19 protein-coding genes are annotated in these 26,369 nt (G+C 36.3%); 7 read left to right on the top strand and 12 right to left on the bottom strand.

Features of this window, described 5'->3' with window-relative positions; translation table 11 throughout:
- Nucleotides 1-201: 201 nt before the first annotated feature.
- Nucleotides 202-1,050: a S49 family peptidase gene (locus ACFINF_RS03745; protein WP_375619730.1), complete on the bottom strand. Its 849-nt coding sequence runs from the start codon at nucleotides 1,048-1,050 to the stop codon at nucleotides 202-204.
- Nucleotides 1,051-1,241: 191 nt separating this feature from the next.
- Entirely contained in the window at nucleotides 1,242-2,030 is a 789-nt protein-coding gene (locus ACFINF_RS03740; protein ID WP_375619729.1) for a tRNA1(Val) (adenine(37)-N6)-methyltransferase, read from the bottom strand.
- A gap of 180 nt (nucleotides 2,031-2,210) precedes the next feature.
- Here ACFINF_RS03740 and ACFINF_RS03735 point away from each other — a divergent pair, with 180 nt between their 5' ends.
- From ACFINF_RS03735 to glyS, 4 genes are all read left to right on the top strand, one after another.
- Nucleotides 2,211-3,287 (top strand): polyprenyl synthetase family protein, encoded by a 1,077-nt coding sequence (locus tag ACFINF_RS03735; protein WP_375619728.1) that lies wholly within the window; start codon nucleotides 2,211-2,213, stop codon nucleotides 3,285-3,287.
- A gap of 95 nt (nucleotides 3,288-3,382) precedes the next feature.
- Nucleotides 3,383-5,077, top strand: coding sequence for a tetratricopeptide repeat protein (locus tag ACFINF_RS03730; protein WP_375619727.1), 1,695 nt, complete (start codon nucleotides 3,383-3,385; stop codon nucleotides 5,075-5,077).
- Between the two features lie 92 nt (nucleotides 5,078-5,169).
- Complete coding sequence (locus ACFINF_RS03725) at nucleotides 5,170-6,111, top strand: glycine--tRNA ligase subunit alpha (RefSeq protein ID WP_375619726.1); 942 nt, start codon at nucleotides 5,170-5,172, stop codon at nucleotides 6,109-6,111.
- Complete coding sequence (glyS, locus tag ACFINF_RS03720; RefSeq protein WP_375619725.1) at nucleotides 6,111-8,333, top strand: glycine--tRNA ligase subunit beta; 2,223 nt, start codon at nucleotides 6,111-6,113, stop codon at nucleotides 8,331-8,333. The genes ACFINF_RS03725 and glyS overlap by 1 nt, the downstream gene beginning before the upstream one ends.
- A 125-nt stretch (nucleotides 8,334-8,458) precedes the next feature.
- On the opposite strand, the gene ACFINF_RS03715 is transcribed toward glyS, so the two are convergent.
- The 8 genes from ACFINF_RS03715 to ACFINF_RS03680 all read right to left on the bottom strand — a co-directional run bounded on the left by ACFINF_RS03715 (nucleotide 8,459) and on the right by ACFINF_RS03680 (nucleotide 16,711).
- Nucleotides 8,459-8,953 (bottom strand): F0F1 ATP synthase subunit B, encoded by a 495-nt coding sequence (locus ACFINF_RS03715; protein ID WP_375619724.1) that lies wholly within the window; start codon nucleotides 8,951-8,953, stop codon nucleotides 8,459-8,461.
- An 11-nt stretch (nucleotides 8,954-8,964) separates the two neighbouring features.
- Nucleotides 8,965-9,531 (bottom strand): F0F1 ATP synthase subunit B, encoded by a 567-nt coding sequence (locus ACFINF_RS03710; RefSeq protein WP_012754801.1) that lies wholly within the window; start codon nucleotides 9,529-9,531, stop codon nucleotides 8,965-8,967.
- A gap of 132 nt (nucleotides 9,532-9,663) precedes the next feature.
- Entirely contained in the window at nucleotides 9,664-9,894 is a 231-nt protein-coding gene (locus ACFINF_RS03705) for a F0F1 ATP synthase subunit C (protein WP_005773968.1), read from the bottom strand.
- A gap of 54 nt (nucleotides 9,895-9,948) precedes the next feature.
- Nucleotides 9,949-10,707, bottom strand: coding sequence for a F0F1 ATP synthase subunit A (locus ACFINF_RS03700; protein ID WP_026500261.1), 759 nt, complete (start codon nucleotides 10,705-10,707; stop codon nucleotides 9,949-9,951).
- Nucleotides 10,708-10,714: 7 nt separating this feature from the next.
- Complete coding sequence (locus tag ACFINF_RS03695; protein WP_375619723.1) at nucleotides 10,715-11,149, bottom strand: AtpZ/AtpI family protein; 435 nt, start codon at nucleotides 11,147-11,149, stop codon at nucleotides 10,715-10,717.
- Nucleotides 11,150-12,242: 1,093 nt separating this feature from the next.
- The gene (gene der, locus ACFINF_RS03690; protein WP_375619722.1) at nucleotides 12,243-13,667 is read right to left on the bottom strand and encodes a ribosome biogenesis GTPase Der; all 1,425 of its coding nucleotides are present in this window, start codon (nucleotides 13,665-13,667) and stop codon (nucleotides 12,243-12,245) included.
- A 4-nt stretch (nucleotides 13,668-13,671) separates the two neighbouring features.
- Nucleotides 13,672-14,343, bottom strand: coding sequence for a tetratricopeptide repeat protein (locus tag ACFINF_RS03685; protein WP_375619721.1), 672 nt, complete (start codon nucleotides 14,341-14,343; stop codon nucleotides 13,672-13,674).
- 595 nt (nucleotides 14,344-14,938) lie between these two features.
- The gene (locus tag ACFINF_RS03680; protein WP_375619720.1) at nucleotides 14,939-16,711 is read right to left on the bottom strand and encodes an SLC13 family permease; all 1,773 of its coding nucleotides are present in this window, start codon (nucleotides 16,709-16,711) and stop codon (nucleotides 14,939-14,941) included.
- A 354-nt stretch (nucleotides 16,712-17,065) separates the two neighbouring features.
- Here ACFINF_RS03680 and ACFINF_RS03675 point away from each other — a divergent pair, with 354 nt between their 5' ends.
- Both ACFINF_RS03675 and nhaA read left to right on the top strand, forming a co-directional pair.
- Nucleotides 17,066-18,772 (top strand): hypothetical protein, encoded by a 1,707-nt coding sequence (locus ACFINF_RS03675; protein WP_375619719.1) that lies wholly within the window; start codon nucleotides 17,066-17,068, stop codon nucleotides 18,770-18,772.
- Between the two features lie 145 nt (nucleotides 18,773-18,917).
- A complete protein-coding gene (gene nhaA / locus ACFINF_RS03670) occupies nucleotides 18,918-20,276 on the top strand; it encodes a Na+/H+ antiporter NhaA (RefSeq protein ID WP_375619718.1) in 1,359 nt (452 codons plus the stop codon).
- A gap of 3,591 nt (nucleotides 20,277-23,867) precedes the next feature.
- On the opposite strand, the gene ACFINF_RS03665 is transcribed toward nhaA, so the two are convergent.
- Nucleotides 23,868-25,124, bottom strand: coding sequence for an aspartate kinase (locus ACFINF_RS03665; protein WP_012754793.1), 1,257 nt, complete (start codon nucleotides 25,122-25,124; stop codon nucleotides 23,868-23,870).
- Nucleotides 25,125-25,313: 189 nt separating this feature from the next.
- Here ACFINF_RS03665 and ubiG point away from each other — a divergent pair, with 189 nt between their 5' ends.
- The gene (ubiG, locus tag ACFINF_RS03660; RefSeq protein ID WP_375619717.1) at nucleotides 25,314-26,057 is read left to right on the top strand and encodes a bifunctional 2-polyprenyl-6-hydroxyphenol methylase/3-demethylubiquinol 3-O-methyltransferase UbiG; all 744 of its coding nucleotides are present in this window, start codon (nucleotides 25,314-25,316) and stop codon (nucleotides 26,055-26,057) included.
- A 20-nt stretch (nucleotides 26,058-26,077) separates the two neighbouring features.
- Here ubiG and grxC read toward each other — a convergent pair whose 3' ends face one another.
- A complete protein-coding gene (gene grxC, locus ACFINF_RS03655) occupies nucleotides 26,078-26,332 on the bottom strand; it encodes a glutaredoxin 3 (RefSeq protein ID WP_273787883.1) in 255 nt (84 codons plus the stop codon).
- Between the last annotated feature and the right edge of the window lie 37 nt (nucleotides 26,333-26,369).

The following is a 26,369-nucleotide window of genomic DNA, read 5'->3' as shown; positions in this document are numbered from 1 at the left end:
TCCCCCTTTTATCCATACTTTTGTTAGCACAAACCCTATAAACAGCTTGGAATATTCTTAATCGTTTTCTAAACAAAAAATAAATATAAAGAACACTCATACAAAATAAACGACATGTTCTCACTCGCATCATTTCAAGCCTTTTTTCTTCTAGAATCTGTTTTTAGATAAAAATCTCTCTGGCTTAAATGATCCTTTCCATTACAAACCATAACGCTGCCAAAGTGCTCGCTCTTCTGCTGCCATCAATGCACTGTCAATGACTGTATAAACCGTATGTGCCGTCACTCCTGAAGGCGTTTTAGGTCCTAAAAAACTTTTTGGAGGCATAATAAGTCGAAGTTTTGCATCATTACCAAAGCGCTCCTTAATAACAGAACCTACATCATTCAATCCATCAACCAGACCAAGCTCAACGCTTTGTTTTCCACTCCAAAACATTCCTGTAAAGAGATTCGAATCATCTGATAATTTTTCAGCACGCCGTTCTTTAACCAAATCGATAAAAGTTTGATGCACTTCAAGTTGGAGAGATTTCAAATGCTCAATATCCGCCTTTTTTTCTGGCTGAAATGGATCTAATGTAACTTTGTTCTTTCCTGCTGTGTATACACGCCGTTCGATACCAATTTTCTTCAAAAGTTCAGGAAAACCAAAGGAAGCTGAAACCACTCCAATGGAACCAACAATTGAAGAAGGATCTGCAAAAATTTCATCCCCCGCACAAGCAATCATATAACCACCGGATGCTGCAATATCTTCAATAAACACAAGAACCTTTTTATTTTTTTCTTCTGACAAGTCACGAATGCGCTTGAAGATAAGACGCGATTGTACAGGTGAACCACCAGGAGAATTAATAATAAGTGCAACAGCCGGTGACTTTTTGTATGCGAAAGCCTTCTCTAAAAGATTTGCACACCTACTGAGGGAAAGGGTACGAGATATAGACGCTGATGAATCCATAATTGCTCCTTGAAGGCGCACCACAGGAATTTCAAGTTTATCGGAAGAAAAACGGCGTGGAATAAAACTTTTAATAACATCCATCAAAACAAAATCTCCTTATAAATTAAGAACAATTAAATAGGAAAGGACAACAAAAAGGAAGAACGCTATAATATCCAAAAGCGCCAATCAATCCCCACATTACTAGCAGAAATATAACTTCACCCAAAGTCAAGCCTCCCTAATAACAAAGTTTGGACTTTAAATAATAAACTAAAAAACACAAGATACTATTAGAAAAGTTCCCACAAACTTATATATCCATTATTAATTGCATCAACTCGGGGTGAAAAAGTATGGTCATTACCTTCATGTATAACCAATGCCGGTAAAATAGATAAAGCTGCTCTGCTTCCTCGTTTTGCGTAAAATAAAAGACGAATTGCTGCTGTTTTGGCACGTGCTTGCACAGGAATTATACAAATACCACCAAAACGCCCTTCTAAAGCACGTAAGATATCTGTCAGCGATTGTGGACGCGCAATGAGCCCTAAGTATCCACCTGGCTTAACAATGGCTGCTGCACTCCGCAACCAGTTATCAAACATCGCTTCAGACATAACATGTGCTTCAGATTTTTGTTTATCAGGTGTCTTGCGATCAGTAGGATTATTAAAAGGTGGATTCATAATCGCAAAATCAAAGCTATTATCTATCAAACCTGCTTTTATACGGGCGTTCCCTTTGAAGGTAACATCTGCTTCTAGCAAACAAACTCGGCTAGCAAATTGTTTATTTTGTTTTAGCATAAGCGTTTTTTGAGCGTAAGATACCATAAAAGCTGAACGTTCAACTAAGGTAACATGAACTTTCAGACAACGCGAAGCAACAGCCAACCCTGCAGCTCCAGCACCTGCACCTAAATCAACAACCTTGCCCTTTAAATTACTTGGAACCAAACTAGCTAATAACATCGCATCTATTCCAGAACGATGACCATATTTATGGGGTTGCACCAAATAAAACTTCCCGCGGTGAAAACTGTCAATTGTTTCACCACTCTGATTCGTTATTTTATCCATTTAAAAGCCTAATGTTCACCTTTATAAACTGCATTTTTGCCATTCAGCTGCTATTTTAATTTTTTTTATTATTTCATAACAACAAGATTACACTCGCTAAAGAACATTTCTTGCCAATAACATTCCAAGCTTACACTTCAAAGCGCCATCAAAAGCTTGAGTCAAAACCAAACCCCCTTTATGCTAGTAAATAAAGTAAATTTTATATATGTCCATTGCAATACTCTAGGAGTAAACACATTGAGCGCAGCTATCAAACCAGAACAAATAAGAAATAATCAAATTTCTCTTCAATCTCTTGTCAATCTTACTCAAAAAGATATGGATCGCGTAAATCAATTTATTCTCTCTATGGCAAAATCAGAGGTTGAGATGATCCCTGAAATTTCTAACCATCTTATTTCATCAGGTGGAAAGCGATTACGCCCAATGATTACGCTCGCTTCTGCTCATATGTTCGGTTATCAAAGTGACGGGCATATAAAACTTGCAACAGCTGTTGAATTTATGCATACAGCAACATTACTACACGATGATGTAATTGATGAAAGTAATTTGCGACGTGGAAAATCCACGGCACGGATGATTTGGGGAAATCAAGCAAGTGTACTTGTTGGTGATTTCCTGTTGGGTCAGGCTTTTAAAATGATGGTCGATGTTGGTTCCATAGAAGCGCTCTCTGTCCTAGCAAGCGCTGCTGCAATTATTGCTGAAGGAGAAGTTATGCAACTTTCTGCTGCAAAAAATATCAAAACCAGCCCTTCAGACTATCTCAAAATCATCAATGCCAAAACAGCCGCACTTTTTTCAGCAGCCGCTGAAGTAGGACCGATTGTTGCTGGGTATGGACATAAAGAGCGTTCTTCATTACGTGAATATGGAGCATCTTTAGGTTTAGCTTTCCAATTGATTGATGATGCACTTGACTATAGCGGTAGTGCTCAAAACTTAGGAAAAAATACAGGGGATGATTTTAGAGAAGGAAAAATAACAATGCCTGTTATTATCGCATATGAACGTGGAGATATAGTAGAAAAAAAATTCTGGAAACAAGCACTTGAAGATGGCAATAACAATAATGAAGCCTTCGCATACGCGCAACACTTAATAGAAAAGTATGATAGTATCACAGATACAATAGAACAAGCACGCATCTACGGAAAACATGCAATTGATTCTCTTGTTCCCATGAACGAAAATCTTGCTTACAATGCTCTCGTTGAGACTGTTGAATTTTGTATTACGCGCGTAAGCTGAATTCTTTGCAAGAATCGCAGTATTTCTCAATAAAGTAATGAGATATGATCTATAAACAACACCATCGATTGATTATCTTGAAAAGGATTAGCTCCATGTGCTTTGCAACGGTATCCCGACTTTTGACCCTCTTTATCGTGGGTATCATGCTGATGCCATTCCCCACCTACAGTAAAACTAGCACCGCAATTCATACAAACTCATTTACAGGTGCTTATTTAGCTGGAATGGTTGCAAATCATGAAAATAAAACAGAACTTGCTATCAATTACTTTAAACAAGCACTCGTTTATCAACCTGATAACATTGAAACACAAAAAGAGCTCCTTGAAGCTATGCTCTCGGTCGGAAACTTTAAAGAAGCTGTCCAACAAGCCCAAAAACTCAAAGAGCAAGATGTTATAACTCCCTTTGTTTCCTTAACCTTGTCAGTAGACAGTCTCATCAAAAAAGACTATAAGAATGCCAATTTTCTTCTGCAATCAAAAGAACCTCCGAAATCCAATAATCCAATACCTGAACTCATCGGTGCTTGGATTACATTTGGATCTGGACAAAAATCTCAGGCAATCGCTGATCTTAAGAAACTCAAAGGTCCTGTCTGGTATGACCTTTTTATATCTTATCATCTAGCACTTATGAGCGATCTTGCAGACCAGCCAAAGGATGCAAAAAAATATTTCATTAAAGCACTTAGTAACAAACAAGGGACTCTTATCGCTCCTAATACCTATGAACGTATTATCATAGCCTATGCCTCATTCCAATTGCGCCATAATATGCGTAACCAAGCTCTTCAAACAATCCAACATGGCGAACAAATGTTGTCAGGTCGAGAAGTCCTTAAAAACTTTCGAGAAAAAATTGAAAAAAATTCTTTCTTAGAGAGAATTATTAAAACACCTCAACAAGGAGCAGCTGAGGTATTATATAATTTTGGAACAGCCCTCAACCACAAAAACTCAGGGCGAATTGCACGTATTTTTAAGCAATTATCTTTCGCCTTATACCCTCAAAATGACGCAACACTGTTTCAGCTCGCACACATTTCTGCTAAATTGAGTGATCCTCATCAAGCAATTAAACTTTATCGCGCTTTATCCCCTAAATCTCCTTATTATAAAGATGGACAACTTCATCTTGCATTCCTTCTTGCCAATAACAACAATTACAAAGAAGCAATAAAATTACTCACATTGTTAAATGAAAAATTTCCCAATGATCGTAATATTTTGATAACGCTCGTTGCTTTTTATATGCAGGACAATAAATTTCTTGAGGCCATTAAGACTCTAGACTACGCTATTGCCCAAATAAAAAACTTTCAGCAGGACGATTGGAAACTCTTTTATCAACGTGGTATTGCTTTTGAACGTTTAAAGCAATGGCCAAAAGCAGAAATTGACTTGAGAAAATCGCTTGAATTTTTTCCAAACCAACCGCAAGTTCTGAATTATTTAGCCTATTCCCTTGTAGAACGTGGTGAGAAGCTTGAAGAATCGCTCCGTATGCTGCAAAAAGCTTCTGCTTTGCAAGCTCACAACAGTCATATCCTCGATTCTTTAGGGTGGGCTTATTATAAACTAAAAGAATATAATAAAGCAGTGCAAATATTAGAAAATGCTGTCAGATTACAACCTGAGGACCCAACACTGAATGATCATTTAGGTGATGCCTATTGGAAAGTTGGACGTAAACGTGAAGCAATCTTTCAATGGAACCACGCAATTGACGGAAAACCAGAAAATTCTGAACAAATTCAAGAAAAGTTGAAATTTGGTTTGCAATAAACAATGCTTAACCATAAACCACATGAAATAATAAACAGAGAAACTAAAATTACTTTTGTTTTTTGTTTAGTCCAATATAAAGAGTATAAAGCGTGAAACTGCCTGAATATCTTAACCCCAAACGTTCTTTTCAGGGACTAATCTTAACTTTGCAAAATTATTGGGCACACTACGGATGTGCAATTTTGCAACCTTACGATATGGAAGTCGGAGCTGGGACTTTTCATCCCGCGACAACATTACGCTCTCTAGGTCCACATCCTTGGCAAGTTGCTTATGTCCAACCCTCTCGACGTCCAACAGATGGCCGATATGGTAAGAATCCAAATCGTTTACAACACTATTATCAATTCCAAGTGCTTCTCAAACCCTCTCCGCTCAATCTACAAGAACTTTATATAAAGTCGCTACAAGCTATCGGACTTGATACAAAACTGCATGATATTCGCTTTGTTGAAGATGATTGGGAAAGTCCTACCCTTGGTGCTTGGGGGCTTGGATGGGAATGCTGGTGCGATGGGATGGAAGTCTCTCAATTTACTTATTTTCAACAAGTTTGTGGCATTGAATGCGCTCCAGTTTCAGGGGAACTCACATACGGTCTTGAGCGTCTAGCGATGTATATCCAAGGGGTTGATAACGTCTATGACCTTAACTTTAATGGTTTGGAGGCAGAAAACAAAATAAGTTATAGAGATATTTTTTTTCAGGCAGAACAGGAATACTCATACTACAACTTCGAATTTGCTGATACAAAACTGCTACATCAGCACTTTATCGATGCAGAACGCGAATGCAGCGCACTTCTTGATGCTGGAAAACCAAATAAAGAAAATATATTACATCGCTGTGTTTTTCCTGCCTATGATCAATGTATTAAAGCGAGCCATATCTTTAATCTTTTGCAAGCACGTGGCGTTATTTCTGTAACCGAACGACAAAATTACATTCTTCGCGTTCGTGATCTCGCGCGCCGTTGTGGGGAAGCCTTCTTACTCACAGAAGCTGGACAAATATATACTGGAGAAGCCTAATGTCTGATCTTCTTCTCGAACTTTTCAGTGAAGAAATCCCCGCACATATGCAACGAAAAGCTGCTGCTGATCTCAAAAAATCTGTTACAAATCAACTTGTGAATGCTGGATTGATCTATGAAGCTGCTCGTGAATATTGGACACCTCGTCGGCTAACATTGGACATACGCGGACTTTCCATACGCTCAAAAGATATCCATGAAGAACGAAGAGGTCCTAGTATAAAATCACCACAGCATGTAATTGATGGTTTTCTACGTGCAACAGGATTAAACGATATTTCTGAAGCACATATTGGACATGATGATAAAAAAGGTCATTTTTATATTGCTAAAATTGTTAAAAAAGGTCGAGCTGCAGAAGAAATTATTGCCGATATTTTACCGAATATTATCCGCAACTTTCCGTGGCCGAAATCTATGCGTTGGGGAAAAGATTCAGCACAAAGTGGTGCTCTGAAATGGATTCGACCTTTACAAAACATTCTTTGCGTCTTCGGACCAGAAATTGGTGAAACACATGTTATTCCCTTTACAATTGGTTCTCTTAAAAGCAATAATTTAACTTATGGTCATCGTTTCTTAAGTGATGGAAAGCCATTTCAAGTGCGCCGCTTTGATGATTATGTTACTCAACTTGAAACCCATAAAGTCATTCTGGATGCCGAGAGACGAAAGAATATTATTTTAGCTGATGCCCAAAACCTCTGCTTTGCCAATGGGTTAGAACTGGTTCAAGACAATCCCCTCCTAGAAGAAGTTGCTGGTCTTGTTGAATGGCCTGTTATCCTGATGGGTGATTTTGACCAATCATTCCTTGATATTCCTCCAGAAATTATTCGCTTGACCATTCGAACCAATCAAAAATGTTTTGTTACCCGTAAACAAGGAGAAAAAGTAAAACTTTCTCATCATTTTATTCTCGTTTCTAATATTCTTTCAAATGATGAAGGCAAAGAAATTTCAAAAGGAAATAGTAAAGTTGTCCGTGCCCGTCTTTCTGATGCACTTTATTTTTGGCAAACCGATCAGCGTGATTTGCCTGATATTCAACAATTGGAATCTTCTATAAAAAAATTTGATCTTGATATAAAAAAACCTCTCGATCAAAGAATGGCGCGACTTGATCATTTAAATGTAACTTTTCATGCTAAATTAGGTACGCAAGGTGCAAGAGTAGAACGCATTGCTACACTCGCACAAGAAATTGCACCTTTGATACAAACAGATCCTCTTTTAGCAAAACGTGCAGCAATCCTTGCAAAAGCTGATTTGCAAACAGAAATTGTCGGAGAATTTCCTGAACTACAAGGAGTTATGGGGCAAAAATATGCCCTTCTTCAAGGGGAAGATCCTCGCGTAGCTGTAGCAATCAAGGACCATTATAAACCTCAAGGACCAACAGATCGTCTTCCACAAGAACCGCTTGCTATAACCGTTATGCTCGCCGACAAAATTGACATGCTCGTTGGCTTTTGGCTCATTAATGAAAAACCAACGGGCTCAAAAGATCCCTATGCGTTAAGACGAGCAGCACTGGGAGTTATTAGGCTTGTACTTTCGCGAGATTGGAAAATCAATCTTATGCCACTGTTTCAGTTAGCAATGGATCTTTTCTTACAACAAAAAAATAAATATGAAATCTCTCAAAAAGAAAATTCACAATTGCTGAATCTGCTTCCAGAAAAAACAGAATATATTTTATCAGACCTGTTATTCTTTTTTCATGACCGTTTGAAAATCTATCTAAAAGAGGAAGGTGCTCGTTACGATGCCCTTGAAGCCGTTTTAAATAAGGATTCTGATGATTTTTTATTGGTTGCACGTCGTGTCGAATCGCTTATCGCTTTTATCAATACCCATGATGGAATGAACTTTGTAGCCTCTGTAAAACGTACTGCCAATATTCTTGAAAATGAATTTCAAAAAAGCACAACAATAGCGAATGAAATTAATCCTGAGCTCTTTGTCGAGAAAGAAGAAAAGCAGCTCTATCATGCAATATGTGAAGTAGAAAAACAGGTTCTTGCTCCCATCAATGCGACAAATTTATCATTTGCACTCAGTGTGCTAGTGCCACTTGGAAAATTGATTGATATATTTTTCGAAAAGGTATTGGTGAATGATAAAAAACCTGATGTTCGTGCTAACCGTCTTGCTCTTCTCAAACGTATTCACATTATTACACAATCGGTTGCAGACTTTTCAAAACTTGTCATTTAGAATCAAAATGTCCTATTAATTGATAAAAATAATGAAGATAAACTTTTCTTTTTTTATGACTTTTATTAATGAATCTTGAGAAAATTATGCAATCAAAGAGGACATTTTTTATCTCTCAAATATCATTAATTAAGATATGTTTTCATTTTGATAAATGATTCTTTCTCAAGAGACTCTTTAATAAGTTCGTCTGCCTTGTTAGAATCTAATTCCTTTGCAATAAGGATACGTGCTGTAGAAATTGCCAAATCAATAGCCGATGAAGAAACCATGCGTATCGCATCCGCTTCTGCTTGAGCAATTTTTTGCTCTGCCAATTTATTGCGGTTTTTTACATATTCTTCTGCTTTTGTACGAGCCTCAGCAATAACAGATTCAACTTCATGTTTTGCTGCTGCAATAATTTCTTGCGCATCTTTTTCTGCTTCTGCATGTTTGCGTTGATATTCAGCCAATATTTCCTGTGCCTCTTCACGAAGACGCAGAGCCTCATCCAGCTCATCTTTGATGCGCTTCGCGCGCGCATCAAGATGGTGCATAACCCTCTGTGGAATTTGGAAATAGACTAAAAGAGCTAAAAAAAGAACTAACCCAACAAATGCCCAAAAAGTATCAGTCATTTTTGTCTTCCTCAATAATCCGCAGTTTTAACAACTGAACGAACAGCCTCTTTGCTAATATCAACGTCAATCAATTTTTTCACAATTTCAAGAGCCACTTCTTCAGCGATAGAACCAACATTTTGCATCGCTTTATCCCGAATTTTTGCTATCTGTTTTTCAGCATCTGCGAGTTTTTTTTCTAAACTCTCTTCAATTTCTTTCCGTTCAAGCTCTGCTTTTTCTTTTAATTCTTCACTAGCTACCTGCGCTATAGCATGCGCTTTCAAACGCGCTTCTGCTAATTTCCGCTCATAAGTTTCAACAACAATGTCTGCTTCCTGCTTCATGCGCATTGCCTGATCTAAATCAGATGCGATTCGATCTCGCCGCGTTTCAATAACACCACCAATACGTGGTACAATTACACGAGAGATAAAAAGATAAAAAAGTCCGAAAGAAATCGCCAACCAGAAAAAATGCGAACCAAAATGTACAAAATCAAAAGGCGGAAACACGCGATTTGCATGTTCTGCCACCTTTTTAATATGTTCTATCGACGTTTCAGTGTTCTGTGCATAAGCGCTTGAAACAAACATCTTCTTTCATCCTTTAAATAGCTTATTAAAGCCCTCTATAACCGATGATAACTGACTGACATCTCTCTGGTTAAGAGCTAAAAGGGTAAATCTTTCCTCATGCAAGAACATGATATACCCTTTTGATGATGATTAAACCCCAAAAAGAAGTAGTAAAGCAATGAGCAGTGAAAAAATTCCCAAAGCTTCTGTTACAGCAAAACCAAAGACAAGACGTCCAAACTGACTATCTGCTGCTGATGGATTTCGTAATGCACCAGAAAGATAGCTACCAAAAATATTACCAAGTCCTAAAGCTGTTCCAGCCATACCAAAGCAAGCAAGACCAGCGCCAATATATTTTGCTGCAAGCACCATTTCCATGTTATTCTCCTTTAAAGCGAAATTGCATTATTCGACGGAAAACCGCCAGTTCTATTAATGTCCTGGATGAATTGCATCATTAAGATACATACAAGTTAAAACCGTAAAGACGTAAGCCTGAAGAAATGCGACCAAAAACTCAAGAGCAGTAATCGCTACAGTCATAATAAGCGGTAAAACCGAACCACCCACACCTACGAGTCCTACCCCAATCATTGAAACAACAAACCCAGAAAACACTTTGAGCGTAATATGACCAGCAAGCATATTCGCAAAAAGACGAAGAGAAAGACTAATTGGACGGGAGAGAAAAGAAATAACCTCAATCATTGTCACCAGAGGCAAAACCACAACAGGAACTCCACTGGGAACAAAAAGTTTCAAAAAACTGACCCCATGCTTATAAAAGCCATAACCAATCACCGTCAAAATTACCACCATTGCTAACGAAAACGTGATCATGATCTGCGATGTAACCGTATAAAAATAAGGAAAAAGACCAATAAAGTTAGCAACCAAAATAAAAGTAAACAGAGAAAAAACTAAAGGAAAAAACTGCATTCCCTGTACACCAGATGATTCCCGCAGAGTCGATGCTACAAACTCATATGCCATTTCCGAAAGAGACTGCATCCGCGTTGGAACCAATCCACGACTTGATGATGAAATGAAGAGAAAAATAGAAGTTACAACAACCGTGAGGACTGTAAACAATGATACATTTGTAAACGATAAATCCATATTTCCTATGGAAATCTTAATCAGCCTTGAAACCTCAAACTGATGAATAGGATCTGGAGCGTGCGCTGTCACTTCAACCTCATTTATCGGACCTCTTATTGGCCCCTTTATCTTGTTTATCTTGGCGCAATACGCCTTTTTTTCCTAATTGACTGGAGGAAACATACCCTACAGACCGAAGAATACTCACTACACCAGCAGCAAATCCAAAGAAGAGAAAAAATACCAATCCCCAAGGATACGAACCTGCTAACTTATCAAACCCTAACCCTAAAATAACACCAACTATAACACTCGCCAGAAATTCACTGGAAAGCTTAATTGCATTTGCCATCCCTCCTTGTGATTTTTCTCGCTTATTCTCATGCTCCCGCTTCTTTAACGCCTGCTTGCGCACTAAAGCTACGCTTAAGTTCCTACTACGACATTCCAAATCCTCTGAATGAAGACACTCTCCTTGCTTTTCCTCTTCAGCCTCCTTACGGCTTATAACGGGTTTCTCGCCCATCGCCATCATTGGCTCCTTAATTAAAAAGCAAAGTAAGAATGCATTTCATAAAACCGTGTGCATCATATTGTTCCCGAATTTATTCGTCAAGATACTAAAAGAAATCTATCACAAATTATCGTATAAATTTTATTGTATAAATAACGTATTTTTTAATTTACATCTTTCTTAAAAAGATATTCTGAGCACCTAAACCGATTTCACGACAGCACCCGTGAATATATAACGAAAAGTTCCCGTGAATGATATAAAACTCATAGAACAGCCATTTTTACGCTTAACAAAAGGTGTAAACTGATACCATCTTATTTTCCGGCTCCCAATATTATATCAATCCTCGCTTTGAAAGAGAACATAAAAAACTAAAAAACAGTATGAGAGCGTTGGTTTGCTCCTTTTATTCAAATAAACTTGCACTTTTTATTTTATGAAAATGATAATAATCAATGGTTTTTATATGACCCTATTCGCAAAGTATTTTACATATGCCATCACAGAACCCATCACATAATGAGCTTGAGGGTATTAAGAGAGGTTTCTGTAAATACGAGATATTAATAAATCTAAAATTTCAAATAGATCAAGCCAATAGAACACAATAAAATTTAAATAAGATCACCATACCACTTTATACAATTTTAATCCACTTTTTTGAATTTTGCCCTTTACAATTGAATATCAGTAGATTCAGGAAATATTTTTGCTTTTTATTTAAAAAAACTATTGTAAGCAAAAGCGCTTATTCATAACCTTTGTTTTTATGAAACGATAATTTAATGCTTCTTTTCAAACGAGCATCATAATTATATTCCCCTACCCTCATATTTGCATCTATTCTTGCATTTAAATAACCCATTGAGAGGATGATGTACTCTTTCTTAAATACTCCCTATTAAACTCTTCTCATAACATGCAAATAAATGATCTTTATCAAGATGAGAGAACTCTATTTAATAGCACTTCATGGTAAACAATTATCGATAAAATTAAAACTTTAGCAAATAAAAATTTCTTCTTTTATGAAAAGAAAGACCATTGAAAAACTTATTTTTAATATTCTTAAGTATAAATTTCATTCATTTAAAAAATTAAAGAGTTATCATTTCTTTTTGGGACGTGTCGCAAAAGGATTATCAGAGGCTCGTAATGATATGCGAACCGGTATACCAGACATATCAAATTTTTCACGTAACCCATTGACAAGATAGCGCAAATACGACTGTGGCATACTTTGGGGGCGCGAGCAAGAAATCATAAATCCAGGAGGACGTGTCTTAACCTGTGTGATGTATTTAACCTTAAGTCGACGCCCAGAAACCGCAGGAGGTGGATGATGTGCAACAACAGTTCCAAGCCATTGGTTCAATTTAGCCGTCGAAATGCGACGATTCCATACACGGTGCATCATCATGACATTTTCCATCAGCTTATCAATCCCTTGACCATATTGTCCTGATAAAGGAACAGCTCTCAAACCACGAACTTGAGGAAGAAATCGCGCACATTTTTCATGCAAATCAATCAATGTGGTCTGACTATTTTCAATAAGGTCCCACTTATTGAAAGCAATAACTGGAACACGCCCTTCACGAATCACGAGATCAGCAATTTGTAAATCTTGCTTTTCAAAAGGTATCGTTGCATCAAAAACAATGACCACCACTTCTGCAAAACGAATAGCACGCAAAGTATCTGCAACAGATAGTTTTTCTAATTTTTCTTGAATTTTCGATTTTCGACGTAAACCTGCAGTATCAAAAAGTTTAATATGACGACCACGCCATTCCCAATCTACAGAAATAGAATCACGTGTAAGTCCTGCTTCTGGTCCTGTTAACAAGCGCTCTTGTTTCAACATGCTATTGATAAGAGTGGATTTTCCTGTATTGGGACGCCCTGCAATTGCAATCCTAATGGGCTTACTTTCATCGTAAATAAGCTCCTCTTCTTCCAAATCGTTTACATCATCACCAACAGATGCAGGCTGTATCGTAATATCTTCTTCTTTGTTGTTGCCAAAAGCACGCTCTGACCCCACAGCATCTATAATTGCATCACGCAGATCACTAAGTCCCAAACCATGTTCAGCCGATATTAGGCACGGCTCCCCCAAACCTAATGACCACGCCTCATACTCTCCTCCTGTTGCCGCTCTTGACTCAGACTTATTAGCAATAAGCACAATTGGCTTTCCTGATTTGCGAACCAATGAAGCAAAATTTAAATCACTTGGTGTTATCCCGCTCTTTGCATCAAATACAAATAAAATAAGATCCGCTTCATCAATTGCAGCTTTTGTATGAGAACGCATACGCCCCTCAAGTGTATGATCACCTGCTTCTTCCAGCCCAGCCGTATCAATCACATCAAAACGTAGATCTTGAAGTTTTGCCGCATGAATACGTCGATCACGTGTTACACCAGGCTTATCATCAACCAAAGCCAATTTTTGCCCAACCAAACGATTAAATAGTGTTGACTTCCCAACATTGGGACGACCAACGATAGCAATGGTAAGGCTCATCGATTTATTCCTTATTTGCCTTGCCCTCAGCTTGTATCAGCTCAAGCATTATTCGAGCCCGATCTGTTATTTTTGAACCCGAAGCACCTTTTTCAGAAATTTTCTTAAAATAATAAACCGCCTCATCCATTTTATCCGCCTTATAAGCAGCTAAACCTAAAGCCTCTCTTGCAGACATACGCATAGGATCGGTATCACTTGTCATATCTTTGATACGCTTTTCAACATCAGCTAATGTCCCTGTATCAACTAGGATATAAGCCGCCCGAATTTTTGCAACTTTCTGCAAAACCTCTGGTGCTTTCTCATCCGCTGCAACAGAATCAAAAATCTCCACTGACTTAATAATGTCACCCTTCTCCATGAGTAAAGAAGCCTCACGTAAACGAGCAAGAAAAGGATACCCTCCAAAATGAGAGGTTTTAACAGTTTCTAATTGCTTTATCGCTTTATCAAAATGACGTGTATCCGCAAAATCAAGACTTTTTACAAATGCATCACCAATATAACCGGCTTTCTTTATTTGCTGATGATGGTAAATTTGATAAGCAACTATCATGAGTATAAAAAGAATAGCTGCTCCAATAATTGAAAAACCATACCGTCTCCAAAAAGCAAGCGCCTTTTCCTGACGAAATTCTGCATTCACTTCAGCAATAAAACTATCATACGACATATATTCATACCTTGAAAAAAGTTACTTTACCTGTGCTTTTACGCATAAATGCACAAAGATGGTAGTCCTAATTAACTAAAAATCTTTAAATTGCTCGTTTATTTATTTTAAATCAACATGTAGCCAAATCAATCGGATTTTTGTAACAGTCTTAATCGAAAATGATATAAAGGCCCTGTTTGTTCACATTACAGCTTTTATATAGCTTTTATATATTGTCTTGAGTCTTATAAAAAATTCACTGTTTTAATATTTATCATGATTGCCTATCATCTCAAACGGACTTTCTCCCCATTATATAGGGAGATAATCTTTTAGAGTCTTCAACGCAATCGTTGATAATATTGGATTATAGAATTATAGTAGAAAAGACAATTCTTTTAAAAACTTGAACAAAAAATAAATTTCCACGAATACCTACTAAAACCAAATAGATAAATCTTATCTTTATCAAAAATACCGAAGTGCCATAATTAAAGTGTGGTATAATTTCAAATCTTCAGTTAAAGCTTTTTATACAAAATGTATCCCTTCAACTTATCTTTATACGATTAACAACCTTTTGTAATTGATCCTTAAAGTTTCTAAAAATATCCTATTGTAAGGGCCAGACCCACATAAGCATTGGGACAGCAATAATAACGATCAACACCGCCAATGGAGCACCCAAACGTGGATAATCACTAAAACGATATCCTCCTGGTGCCATCACGAGCATATTACTTTGATGTCCAATAGGTGTAAGAAACTCACAGCCCGCACCAATTGCAACAGCCATCAAAAAAGCTTCAGGCTTATAATGTAGGGAATGAGCAAAACTTGACGCAATTGGTGCTACCATCATCACTGTTGCTGCATTATTCAAAAATGGCGTGACCAACATAGCTGTCACCAACATAAGTGCTAAGGCACCAGATGGTGGGAAAAATATTGCCAATTGGCTCAGCCATTGACCAATGAGATCCGTACATCCTGTTTTTTCTAACGCTTCACTCACTGGAATAAGAGCCGCTAATAGTACTAATATTTGGCCATCTAATGCCTGATACAGATCACGCGCGGGCAAAACGCGAAAGATAACCATTGCAGCAGCAGCAGAAAAAAAAGCAAACGCAACGGGAACAATATGAAAAGCTGTAAAAATAATTGCTATAAATAAAACAGCTAAAGAGATGAAACCATGTCGTAAATTTCCAAACACAATATTTCGTTTTGCTAGGGGCAGGCATTTCAATTCTCTTAATAAATTTGGAATAACTGCATCCTGTCCTTGCAAAACAATCACATCGCCAAGATGGAAAATAATATCATCAAGTCTTCCCCGCACCCTTTCATGTTGACGACTTAATGCAAGCAAATTTACATTATAGTGATCAAATAGGGAAAACTCTTTCGCACTAATACCAATAAGAGGTGAATTATGGGTGATGACTGCTTCAATAATATCGATGTCACTATCCTTATCACCTGCAGCAATAGTTCGCCCCTTAGAAAACTCTAAACGAGCAGAGTTCATCACGCTATCTAACCCTGTATGCGACCCTTCCAGCAAAATAATATCATTTTCAGATAAAACAAAATCTGGTAACGGTGAAATAGATACTTTGTTTCTGATGATTTGAATTACCATAACGTCACCACTTGATGGCTTAACCAAATCAACAATATTTTTCCCTATAATCGGTGAATTTATTGGAATACGCACTTCTGCAACATAATTACGAATATCAATGGCATCATCAAATGATACACCTGAACGCACACGTACAGGCAAAAGCCAATAAAAAAAGACTAAATATACAACACCAGCCGCCGCAATAACCGCACCAACTGGTGTAAAATCAAACATAGTAAAAGGTGTTCCTGCTAAACGTTCTTGCATCGCTGAAATAACAACATTAGGAGATGTTCCTATCTGTGTCATAAGCCCCCCCAACAAAGAACCAAAGGCCATGGGCATCAAAAAGACAGAAGGAGAAACCTGAGAACGACGTGCAAACTGAAAAGCTATCGGAAGCATAATAGCCAAAGCACCAATGTTTTTAACAAACATTGATAATACGACAACAGAAAGAACTAAAAAAGCTAATTGAAAACGCACAGATTTCACGTCTGGCCATATCCGTTGAATAATAAATTCCATTATACCAGAGCGCGATACGGCCGTACTAACAACAAACACACTCCCCACGATAATAACAATATCATTACTAAAACCGCTAAAAGCTTCCTTCGGACTGACAAGACCAAGAGCACAAGCTATTAATAACGTACAAATAGCAACAAGATCATAACGAAATCGATCCCAAATAAAAACAACCATCATGAGACCAATGATCGAAAAAGCCATTATTTGATTTTCTGTCATAACACTCACCTCTCCCCATTAAATTATAATGCACAAAAACATATTTTTTATGTTTTAAATATTCCTATAAACAGCAGCAAGATAAAAACAGACATCGGAATATTTTAGGATAGTTTTAAAGTGACAAAAAATTATGATGCGCATAAAGTTACCTCTCCTTATTATGCGTTCTTTTCTATAAAGACCTAAACCCAAAGAAAATTGATAAAAGTTGATAAAGCTATATTGCAAAAAAGATGAGAATAACTCTAATATAGAGAGTAGATAATTGTTGAAACTGGTACACGCTATATTTAAACCTTTGTCGTTGCTTAAAAGAATTTATCTTCACTCTCAATTCAAAGAGTGATAAAAATGAAAGAAGAAAGAATGGTCAATCTTAATAGTGGGTATCAAAATAACCTCAGATATTGGCTCACTTGCATCATTGGATTTGTTGCTATCTTAGCAATTATAATTGTTGGTGGATTTTATATCGCAAAACCCTATCTTGACAGTTTTGTAAAACAAGAAATAGCCCGTCGTGGTATAAAAGCCCGAACATCTGAAGTAAGCATTCTAGGTAGAGTCAATTTGAAGAATGTGACATTACCCGTTCCAACTGGTACATCACTTAGAATTGGTGCCATTTCTGCCCGTCCTCCTCTTTCCTTTATTCCCGGAACTTTTACATTTTATAATGTTGATTTAAAGCATAATAATATTCATGTGACAATTCCCCAAATTTCTCTTCGGAGTGTATCCTTAAAAGAAAAAGATAGAACGATAACATCACGGCTTTTACAATCAATGATGCGTATTGAGCTTTCTTCAATTATTGCTCCCAATATACAACTTTCTATAGAAAATAAAAATAACCGAATAGAAACGGTTGAAGTCAAGAATTTCCAGCTTTCTGATTTTAAAAATGGCCATATCCGTTCAGTTAGTATTAAAAATATAGATCTTAAAACAGTTGCAGTAAATGGTGCCAAACAGATACAGCTTATGGCTAAAAGTGATAAAATAAAAGCCCATGATATCGACATCAACTATGCCTATTCTATCATTTTTGGAAAAAACAACGCTCTCAACAAAGGCAAAACCGTTACTGGTCCCATTTCTCTGAATAATGTAAGTATCGATGTTTTTGAAGAAACGGAAAAAAGCAGTTCTTTCTTCCTCGGACAGTTTAAAACATCTGGTTTAAAAATGAAGCCGCTTGAACAAACTCCTGAAAAATTGATCAAAGCTTATCTTAATGCAAGAAAAGAGAATAATAAAATCGCTGAAAAAATAGCACAAAATGGTCTTCTTCTAAACATACTGCTCGCCATTACCTCAGCGGATGCCAAAATTGATAATATCACCGTTGATATACCGCAGTTGAAAGCAACACTCGAATCACTCCAATTTAAACCAACCTTGTGGAAACAACCTATCCCCAAAAAGCTTTTTCTTTCTCTCAATAACCTTTCTGTTTTACCTAAAAAAATGAATGAAAAAGACTTAGAGTTCTTCAAAAATCTGAACTTTGAGCGCTTTGACATTTCAGGAAAAATTGATATTTCTTACGATGAAAAAAAACGTATGCTCCTTCTTGATGCAATGTCTTTTAATATGAAAGACGTTGGATCTGGGAACATATCGGCTAAAGTTATTGATGTTGATGAAAAGCTTTTTTCTGGTCAGAAAAATGTAATGATTGCTGCTTCTAAAGACTTTGGCATCAATGAAATTGATGTGCAATATAGGGATGCCGGTTTTATTGATAAGCTTTTTTCTTATCTTGCGCAAAATCTTAATGACAGCCAACATGATCTTAAAAAAGAACTCTATGACGATTTCTATCTAATGATGACGCAGACCCCAAAAATGCTGCTAAAAAATCATGACGAAGCAGAAAAAATTTCAAAATCCTTAGGGGAATTTGCTAAAAATCCACAAACATTAATTGTTAAAATTAAAGCAAAAGATAATAAGGGGCTCACAATGGTTGATCTCGAATCTGCTCTACAAAATGATCTATCTAAGGCTTTAAGCAAAGTACATCTCACTATAAAAAATGAAGCATCACCTTAAACATTTTGTGCTTTAAATATGATGATCTTGTCTATAAATTAAGAACTTTATTCCTCTTTTTGCTTTTATATGATACAGAAGGTACCATACGGAGTCATTTACACAGAGAATATAGAATCTAAAATGTCGATGCTTGGAGTTGTTCATGTCTGATTTATCTTCAAATCGCCTGCCTAATCGCGCTTCTCGTGTCACCAATCAAGCGCTTTCTGCTATCGAGCGTTTTCTCCATATTGAAGCTCTTAGTGGTATTGTTCTTTTATTAGCTGCTGCTTCTGCACTTATTTTTGCCAATTCTAAATATGCTGCTTTCTATGAATCTTTTTGGCATACACCTCTTGGCTTTAATTTGGGTCATTTCACTCTTTCATGGGATTTACATTTCTGGGTTAATGATGCTCTTATGACTATTTTCTTTCTCGTCGCAGGAATGGAAATTCGACGCGAAATTCATGAAGGTGCTCTTGCCGATTTTAGACAAGCAATCTTACCAATTGTTGCCGCAATAGGAGGCGTTTGTGTTCCCGCAATTATTTACTTTATCTTCAACTTTAACGAGGGGCATATACGCGGTTGGGCTGTGCCAACAGCAACAGATATTGCCTTTGCTCTAGGTATTCTTGCTCTTCTTGGAAAAAAAATTCCTTCTAATCTTCATATTATTCTTCTATCATTAGCGATTATTGATGATATTATCGCTGTTCTTATTATTGCTTTTTTCTACTCAACAAACATTGATCCTAGCGGTTTAATGATTGCAGGAGCAGGTATTGCTTTGGTGCTATTTTTTCAGTGGATCGGACTTGCATCAGCATGGCTTTACATTTTACCCGGTGCAATCATCTGGTGGGGTTTAATGGTAACAGGTGTTCACCCATCACTTGCTGGTGTAATCTTAGGAATGATGACTCCCGTTCTTCCTACCCGTACTCTTGTGGCGCCACTCACCATGCTCAGTAACGCTATGCAAATTCTTCAAGAAAAAAATACAAAAACAGATCTGCATCATATTTCAACCGCATTGAAAAAAATGCGCAAAGGACAACGGGCCATGATTGCTCCAGTAACACGCGTTCAAAAAGCGTTGCATCCATGGGTTGCATACGGTATCATGCCGGTCTTTGCCTTCGCAAATGCAGGAGTAAGTTTTGCAAACTTTGATCTTTCTTCTGACAAATCATTCTTGATTGTTTTGGGTGTTGTCATTGGTCTTTTCGTTGGTAAGCCTCTTGGTATTATCACAGCCAGTTATATAGCCGTAAAATCAGGGCTATGCCGCCTACCCCCTCATATGACATGGACAGGTGTTTTACTCATTGGTTTTTTAGCAGGAATTGGCTTTACAATGTCTATCTTTGTTTCAATGCTCGCTTTTAAAGATATTATTCTGCTTGATGCTGCAAAAATTGGCGTCCTTTGTGGCTCTGGTTTATCTGCTCTTATTGGTCTGGGATATGGATTTATTTATATTAAGCGCAATAAAGGAATTTCTCATAGTTCCTAACAAACTAACTGAAAATACATTTTTATGCAAAACTCTTAAAAAGTGATTTTGCTCATTTGTTGGATTCGGACAATATTTAATGTGAAATCCGTTGTCTCACCTCATCTTTACACTTATGAAGGAGAAAACTAATATCATCATACTATTTACTAGTCTCTAATGTCGCAACACCTTTGATACTTAAGAAGATTCATAAGAAATATTTTTATTCCTTTCTTCAATAATCTTTTATTCATACACTAACTCCAATCGTGATATACACAAGAATGATTTTAATTGTTTCAATATAAAAGGCTTCGTGGTTTCAGAGAAGCTGCCTTTCGTCGGGAAGTTATTCACTATAAAGAAAAATTTAATTATTATAAATCAATATCTTATCTTTAATTATACGAAACAGATAAGAATAAGCAAAATTCCGTAATCAGTTAAGTAATTCCATGGCTTATTTTTTCCCAATAAACCACCTTCCTCGTTACTGATTTTATTGCCGGTATTCTAAAAAACTTTAATTTTCATCTTCTTAAAAGGCTCATTATTTTTTTGCAAAAATATTTGATTTATCATTATAAATCTTGAATGGAGTCCCAATATCGTAAGATTTTCTCATTTCAAATCTGTACATGATCAATCAATCAAGACTATTCGCTTACACGTCACAAACCGAGGAGGAGTATGGAGTAAAATTATTCGAAGAAAGAAATAAGAATGCTTCATCATGTCAACACAAGAGCTGTTCAACACGAAAACTAAAAATAAAATGATGACGACCAACTGACACCTCTGATTTCAGTAAAGGAGATGGTTCCCAATAAATTTTACGTTACGCCATCCACAGGCGCTGTAATGGGTTTGGGGAGAAATATTTCTTTAAAACAAGCGCGTAAATTGGTAATAAATAGCGTTTTGTTTTACGTGAAAGGCATATACGATTTAAATAACGCGATAAACAAAAACGTGAATCAATATGTAATATCCATTATTTAAAAGATATTGCTGTCAATGCCTTTGAACGTTGTAAAGCAGAATTAAAAGGAAGTTGTAAAATGGAAGCTGGTTTTCACTTTTATGGCTTCATATTCTCCCCAATTAGGTTTTATCTCCATTTCAGAGATTCCTCCAACAAGTTATACGCAACATCCTTGTCCCTATCTGGCATACAAAAACAGGAGTTGCTCGTAGTCCCCTTATCCATCTCAATATATCGTCAAACATGCATCTGCGCTGACATTAGATATTGATATAGGTAACAAGAAACAAAAGATTTATTTGGAATAACAACGTTATAAAATCACCACTAGATTGACAATGGAGAGGAAAAATATCATCGTTTTTTATCATAGACACATCGCTTGTCTCTCCCCCCATGAAAGAATTAAACTTGAAGCATGCTTCCATAGAGAGCACTCTAGTTTACGTAATTAACTCGCGGGAAAAAAGAAAACCATAGTCATTTAGACTATTCTAAAACATATGATCAGTGGAAAAATAGAGCATATATATCGTTGCTCTCCCCTTTTCCCGCCCTTATTTGATATTCATTTTCTTTTTGTTTACAGAGCTAGCTTTATATTTCTTGATACCATAAAATACTCTTTACAGATAATTAAAAAAACAATATTTCCGAGACTTTCGAATTATACAACGCTAAATTAAATACAATAAGAGTAAAATAATATTTCAACTAAAATCTTTATATATTAATCAAGTAAAATTAACACGCATTATATAAAAATAAATTATAAAGAAAATTTAGTAAGCCACCTCATATTTAAAAACCTTATTCTACCAGCTGTAATCTCCAGAGGAATATTTGTTGCTTCTTGTGAACATAATACTACACAGGTACAGATAACAAAAGTTGTAAAATCAAAGACATACGTATATCAAAAAAGATCTTTACAACTAAAAAAATCGTAAACCATCTAAAAACTATAGACTATACTACTCAAGATAATTTTTTCATTTCGCATAATTCTGAATTGTTAAAGAAACAAATTAATAGTAGGCAATTTAATACAGCCAATAATGGCAGAGAAATTTTAAACTACCTCTATGTACTGGTTACTCAAGCGTATTATCTTATCCTTAGTGATGAAGTATATAATGAAATGCTATAGAATATTTACAATTTAAAGTTTGTAGTACTCAAGATGCTTGCTATTATCGCAGCTAATATTAAGTTAATAGTCAAGATATTTGAAATAATATAGTGGAAGATTGATAGAAGAACCAATTATTCTGCCTAGATACATAAAATATAGAATCGTAAATATTCCCAGTGGTAAAGCGTACAAAGATGCACAAAAGAAACAAGTTGAAGGAGTCACTCTACCTGCAGAATACTGAAAAACTGAGATATGTAGAAAAAATTGAGTAATAAAAGATACCAGACAAGCACAAACTAAAAAAAATACAAAAGACTATAGAAAATAATATTTATAAAAATAGCATTATTGGGAATAAGTGTATTAATTATTGCACTTTGATAACATATCTTATATTCACCTCAAATGGATATCCTCATTCGAATGCATTATGCTATTAAAAAGCAATTACAAAACAAGAGAATACGTTTCGCATTCATATAATAAAAACAAATTGTGGGAAAAAATATTTAACAAAATTAGAATAATAAAAATGGCTATATTTCTTACAAGAAGAGTTTTACTTACAAAAACAACCATTTGAAAAATATGTAAACATGATAAGAAACTAGCACAATATACAGCACAAAAGAAATAATGTATTTCATGCGTGATTGGCAGGATGACAAAGAAAATACTTTTAATAGAGTAGTCAAGGGAAGAAAGTTAACCTAAAGAACAATATGGAGGTACCGAAAACTCTGAAAATCTTAATCATAATTGAAAAAAAGATAAATAGACATGAGAAAAAATTTAAGTAATGAAATCATGCAAGCAACACGCTATGACATTATCATTTAATTTTGATCTATCGTTACATGATTTTATGAAAAATGCTTCTGAAGAGCTATAAGCCGTAAACGCATAAGATATAGTAATTTTATAACTTATAGCGTAACACAAATATTGTCTACAGAGATATATTTTTTATTGCCTCATAATACGGAAAAACTAAATTTACAAGGTATATATAAAGCCATAAACAACCATTTGAGTCAAGTTAAATATCTCTAGAAAATACATCTTCGATTCTATTTTTGGTAATTACATCACTAATCCAATGAGCTCAAATTTCTCTAAGATTTATAATATCAAATCTGTATGCACGAGGCTGTCCCTCATGCACATGCATCCTTTGAATAAACGCAGTGCATTGTTCCTTATTCTATAAGCTTATTGTAAAGACTTCTCCATCACTCTCTATAGGCTCTAAACGTTTATAGACGGCATATTTTATATCCCTTCTTAAACAGTTTTTACCCAAACATCTTTCTCTTGTCATGTATAAGTAATCATTTTTAAATTCATCATGAACAAATTTAAAATAAGAGAGTTTTGCTGTATTAAATATTCTATTTAAGTTAAAAATATAAATTATCCTTAACAAAAATTATTAATATATATTAAAGCTTTATGTTATTGAAACTTTGTTAAAACTAAAAAATGCTCATCCCTTATCAAGTGCATAAACAGCATGTAATGTTCTAACCGCAAGTTCAGTGTAAGCACTATCAATCAAAATAGAAATTTTAATTTCTGAGGTCGTAATTGCTTGAATGTTAATACCCTTTTCAGCCAAAGCCTTAAATGCTGTAGCGGCAACACCTGCATGGCTACGCATTCCAATACCAATCACAGATACCTTGGCAAGATCACTTTCAAATTGGAGAACATCAAATCCAATTTCTTTGCGATTCTTCTCAAGAAGTGCAACGGCTTTTTCTACATCTGATGATGGTACAGTAAAAGTCATATCAGTTTTTGAGCCATCTTCAGAAATATTTTGCACAATCATATCAACATTAATGCGCTCTTCAGCCAAGGGACCAAAAATTGCTGCCGAAATCCCTGGACGATCGGCAAGCCGACGAAGGGAAATTTGCGCTTCATCCTTAGCAAAAGCAATACCAGTAACATTTTGTTGTTCCACGATTTCATCCTCATCGCAAATAAGTGTTCCAGAAGAACTCATTGGATCCTCCATACCTAACGCATCAGGATCCTCAAAACTTGAACGCACAAAGGTACGAACCTTATGAACCATTGCCAATTCAACAGAACGAACCTGTAAAACCTTTGCACCAAGAGAAGCCATTTCCAGCATTTCTTCAAAAGCTACTTTTGGTAAACGACGCGCTTTCGGTTCTATACGTGGATCCGTTGTATAAACACCATCTACATCCGTATAAATATCACAGCGATCAGCTTGTACAGCCGCGGCTATAGCAACAGCACTTGTATCTGATCCCCCACGCCCTAAGGTAGAAATCCGGTTATCTGGAGCTAACCCTTGAAAACCAGCAATAACGGCAACCTGACCTTCCTGAAAACACTCGATTAAAAAAGATCCATCAATATCAGTAATACGTGCACGTCCATGCGCATTGTCTGTATGAATAGGAATTTGCCAACCAAGCCATGAACGTGCATTCACACCCATTTCTTGAAGTGTCAAAGCCAACAAACCTGAAGTAACCTGTTCACCAGAAGCAACCACAACATCATATTCACGAGCATCTCTATGCTTGGAGGAAGCATCACACGTCCACTGAACAAGCTCATTGGTTTTACCAGCCATCGCTGATACGACAACTGCAACCTCATTGCCTGCATCAATCTCTCTTTTGACATGCCGTGCAACATTATGAATACATTCAATATTTGCTACAGATGTTCCACCGAATTTCATGACAATGCGCGCCATTAATAACACTCTTACCTTTACATCTTTTATCTCAAACGGTAATGAGAATTAGATGCTGTATCAACTAACCATTTTCTCGACATAGCGAATATCTATCATTTGTGCAAGTTTCATTATGATTATATTAATTTCTCTTGACTTTGTATAAAATCGACTGGACTTGATCATTAAAAATAAAAGGCAGGCAACATGATAGATGAAACACAAACAACTATTGATCAAAGTGAAATTGATCATTTTTCACGTATTGCTACAGAATGGTGGAATCCACAAGGAAAATTTCGACCTCTTCACCAATTTAACCCAACGCGCCTTGCTTACATCAGAGAAAAAATCTGTTTAGAGTTTAATCGTGACCCTTGTTCATTTACGCCCTTTGATAATTTGAAAATTCTTGATATTGGCTGTGGAGGAGGCTTGTTATGTGAACCAATGGCACGTCTTGGCGCTATGGTCGTAGGCGTTGATGCTGCACAAACAAATATTGAAGTCGCAAAAACCCATGCAGCTCAAAATGATCTTTCCATTGATTACCGCACGATGACAGCAGAAGCTCTTGCCAATGAAGGAGAAAAATTTGATATCATCCTTAATATGGAAGTTGTTGAACATGTCGCTGATGTTAATCTCTTCATAGCAGCTACAGCAAAAATGTTGAAACCACAAGGGTTAATGTTTGTCTCAACACTCAACCGCACGTGGAAATCATGGGGGCTTGCTATTGTAGGCGCTGAATATATTCTACGTTGGCTTCCTAAAGGAACACATGATTATAAAAAATTCCTAAAACCTCTAGAACTTAAAAACTTCTTATCAAAAAACGCTCTGACTGTCATTGATGAGATAGGGATTACTTATAACCCATTAAACGACAGCTGGAATCGCTCAAAAGACATGGGCGTTAACTATCTCCTTCTCGCAAAACGGTCTTAAGGATATGTAATTTACAAATATTATACGCCTTGTAATAAAGAATTGAGCTTTCCCTCAGCCTCTAAAGCATAAAGATCATCACAACCGCCAACGTGATAATCACCTATAAAAATTTGTGGAAATGTATTACGTCCATTTGCACGCTGTACCATTTCTTGGCGAAGGGATGTGGAAGCATCAATATCTGTATACTTTACGCCTTTTTTATTAAGCAAATCACGTGCTTTTGTGCAATAAGGGCAGTTAGGGCGTGTATAAATTATTATCTCTTTCATAGTATTATCCTCCAATATTTTTTAATAATATTCACTT

Source organism: Bartonella sp. TS25HLJMH (assembly GCF_042193505.1).
Lineage (GTDB): Bacteria > Pseudomonadota > Alphaproteobacteria > Rhizobiales > Rhizobiaceae > Bartonella > Bartonella grahamii.
This window is presented reverse-complemented; position numbering and strand designations above follow the sequence as displayed.

What these genes read in the sequence shown, in the direction of transcription:
- ACFINF_RS03745 (WP_375619730.1), bottom strand. Translation starts at nt 1,050, where the DNA reads ATGGATGTTATTAAAAGTTTTATTCCACGCCGTTTTTCTTCCGATAAA.
- ACFINF_RS03740 (WP_375619729.1), bottom strand. Translation starts at nt 2,030, where the DNA reads ATGGATAAAATAACGAATCAGAGTGGTGAAACAATTGACAGTTTTCAC.
- ACFINF_RS03735 (WP_375619728.1), top strand. Translation starts at nt 2,211, where the DNA reads ATGCTAGTAAATAAAGTAAATTTTATATATGTCCATTGCAATACTCTA.
- ACFINF_RS03730 (WP_375619727.1), top strand. Translation starts at nt 3,383, where the DNA reads ATGTGCTTTGCAACGGTATCCCGACTTTTGACCCTCTTTATCGTGGGT.
- glyS (WP_375619725.1), top strand. Translation starts at nt 6,111, where the DNA reads ATGTCTGATCTTCTTCTCGAACTTTTCAGTGAAGAAATCCCCGCACAT.
- ACFINF_RS03715 (WP_375619724.1), bottom strand. Translation starts at nt 8,953, where the DNA reads ATGACTGATACTTTTTGGGCATTTGTTGGGTTAGTTCTTTTTTTAGCT.
- ACFINF_RS03710 (WP_012754801.1), bottom strand. Translation starts at nt 9,531, where the DNA reads ATGTTTGTTTCAAGCGCTTATGCACAGAACACTGAAACGTCGATAGAA.
- ACFINF_RS03705 (WP_005773968.1), bottom strand. Translation starts at nt 9,894, where the DNA reads ATGGAAATGGTGCTTGCAGCAAAATATATTGGCGCTGGTCTTGCTTGC.
- ACFINF_RS03695 (WP_375619723.1), bottom strand. Translation starts at nt 11,149, where the DNA reads ATGGCGATGGGCGAGAAACCCGTTATAAGCCGTAAGGAGGCTGAAGAG.
- der (WP_375619722.1), bottom strand. Translation starts at nt 13,667, where the DNA reads ATGAGCCTTACCATTGCTATCGTTGGTCGTCCCAATGTTGGGAAGTCA.
- ACFINF_RS03685 (WP_375619721.1), bottom strand. Translation starts at nt 14,343, where the DNA reads ATGTCGTATGATAGTTTTATTGCTGAAGTGAATGCAGAATTTCGTCAG.
- ACFINF_RS03680 (WP_375619720.1), bottom strand. Translation starts at nt 16,711, where the DNA reads ATGACAGAAAATCAAATAATGGCTTTTTCGATCATTGGTCTCATGATG.
- ACFINF_RS03675 (WP_375619719.1), top strand. Translation starts at nt 17,066, where the DNA reads ATGAAAGAAGAAAGAATGGTCAATCTTAATAGTGGGTATCAAAATAAC.
- nhaA (WP_375619718.1), top strand. Translation starts at nt 18,918, where the DNA reads ATGTCTGATTTATCTTCAAATCGCCTGCCTAATCGCGCTTCTCGTGTC.
- ACFINF_RS03665 (WP_012754793.1), bottom strand. Translation starts at nt 25,124, where the DNA reads ATGGCGCGCATTGTCATGAAATTCGGTGGAACATCTGTAGCAAATATT.
- ubiG (WP_375619717.1), top strand. Translation starts at nt 25,314, where the DNA reads ATGATAGATGAAACACAAACAACTATTGATCAAAGTGAAATTGATCAT.
- grxC (WP_273787883.1), bottom strand. Translation starts at nt 26,332, where the DNA reads ATGAAAGAGATAATAATTTATACACGCCCTAACTGCCCTTATTGCACA.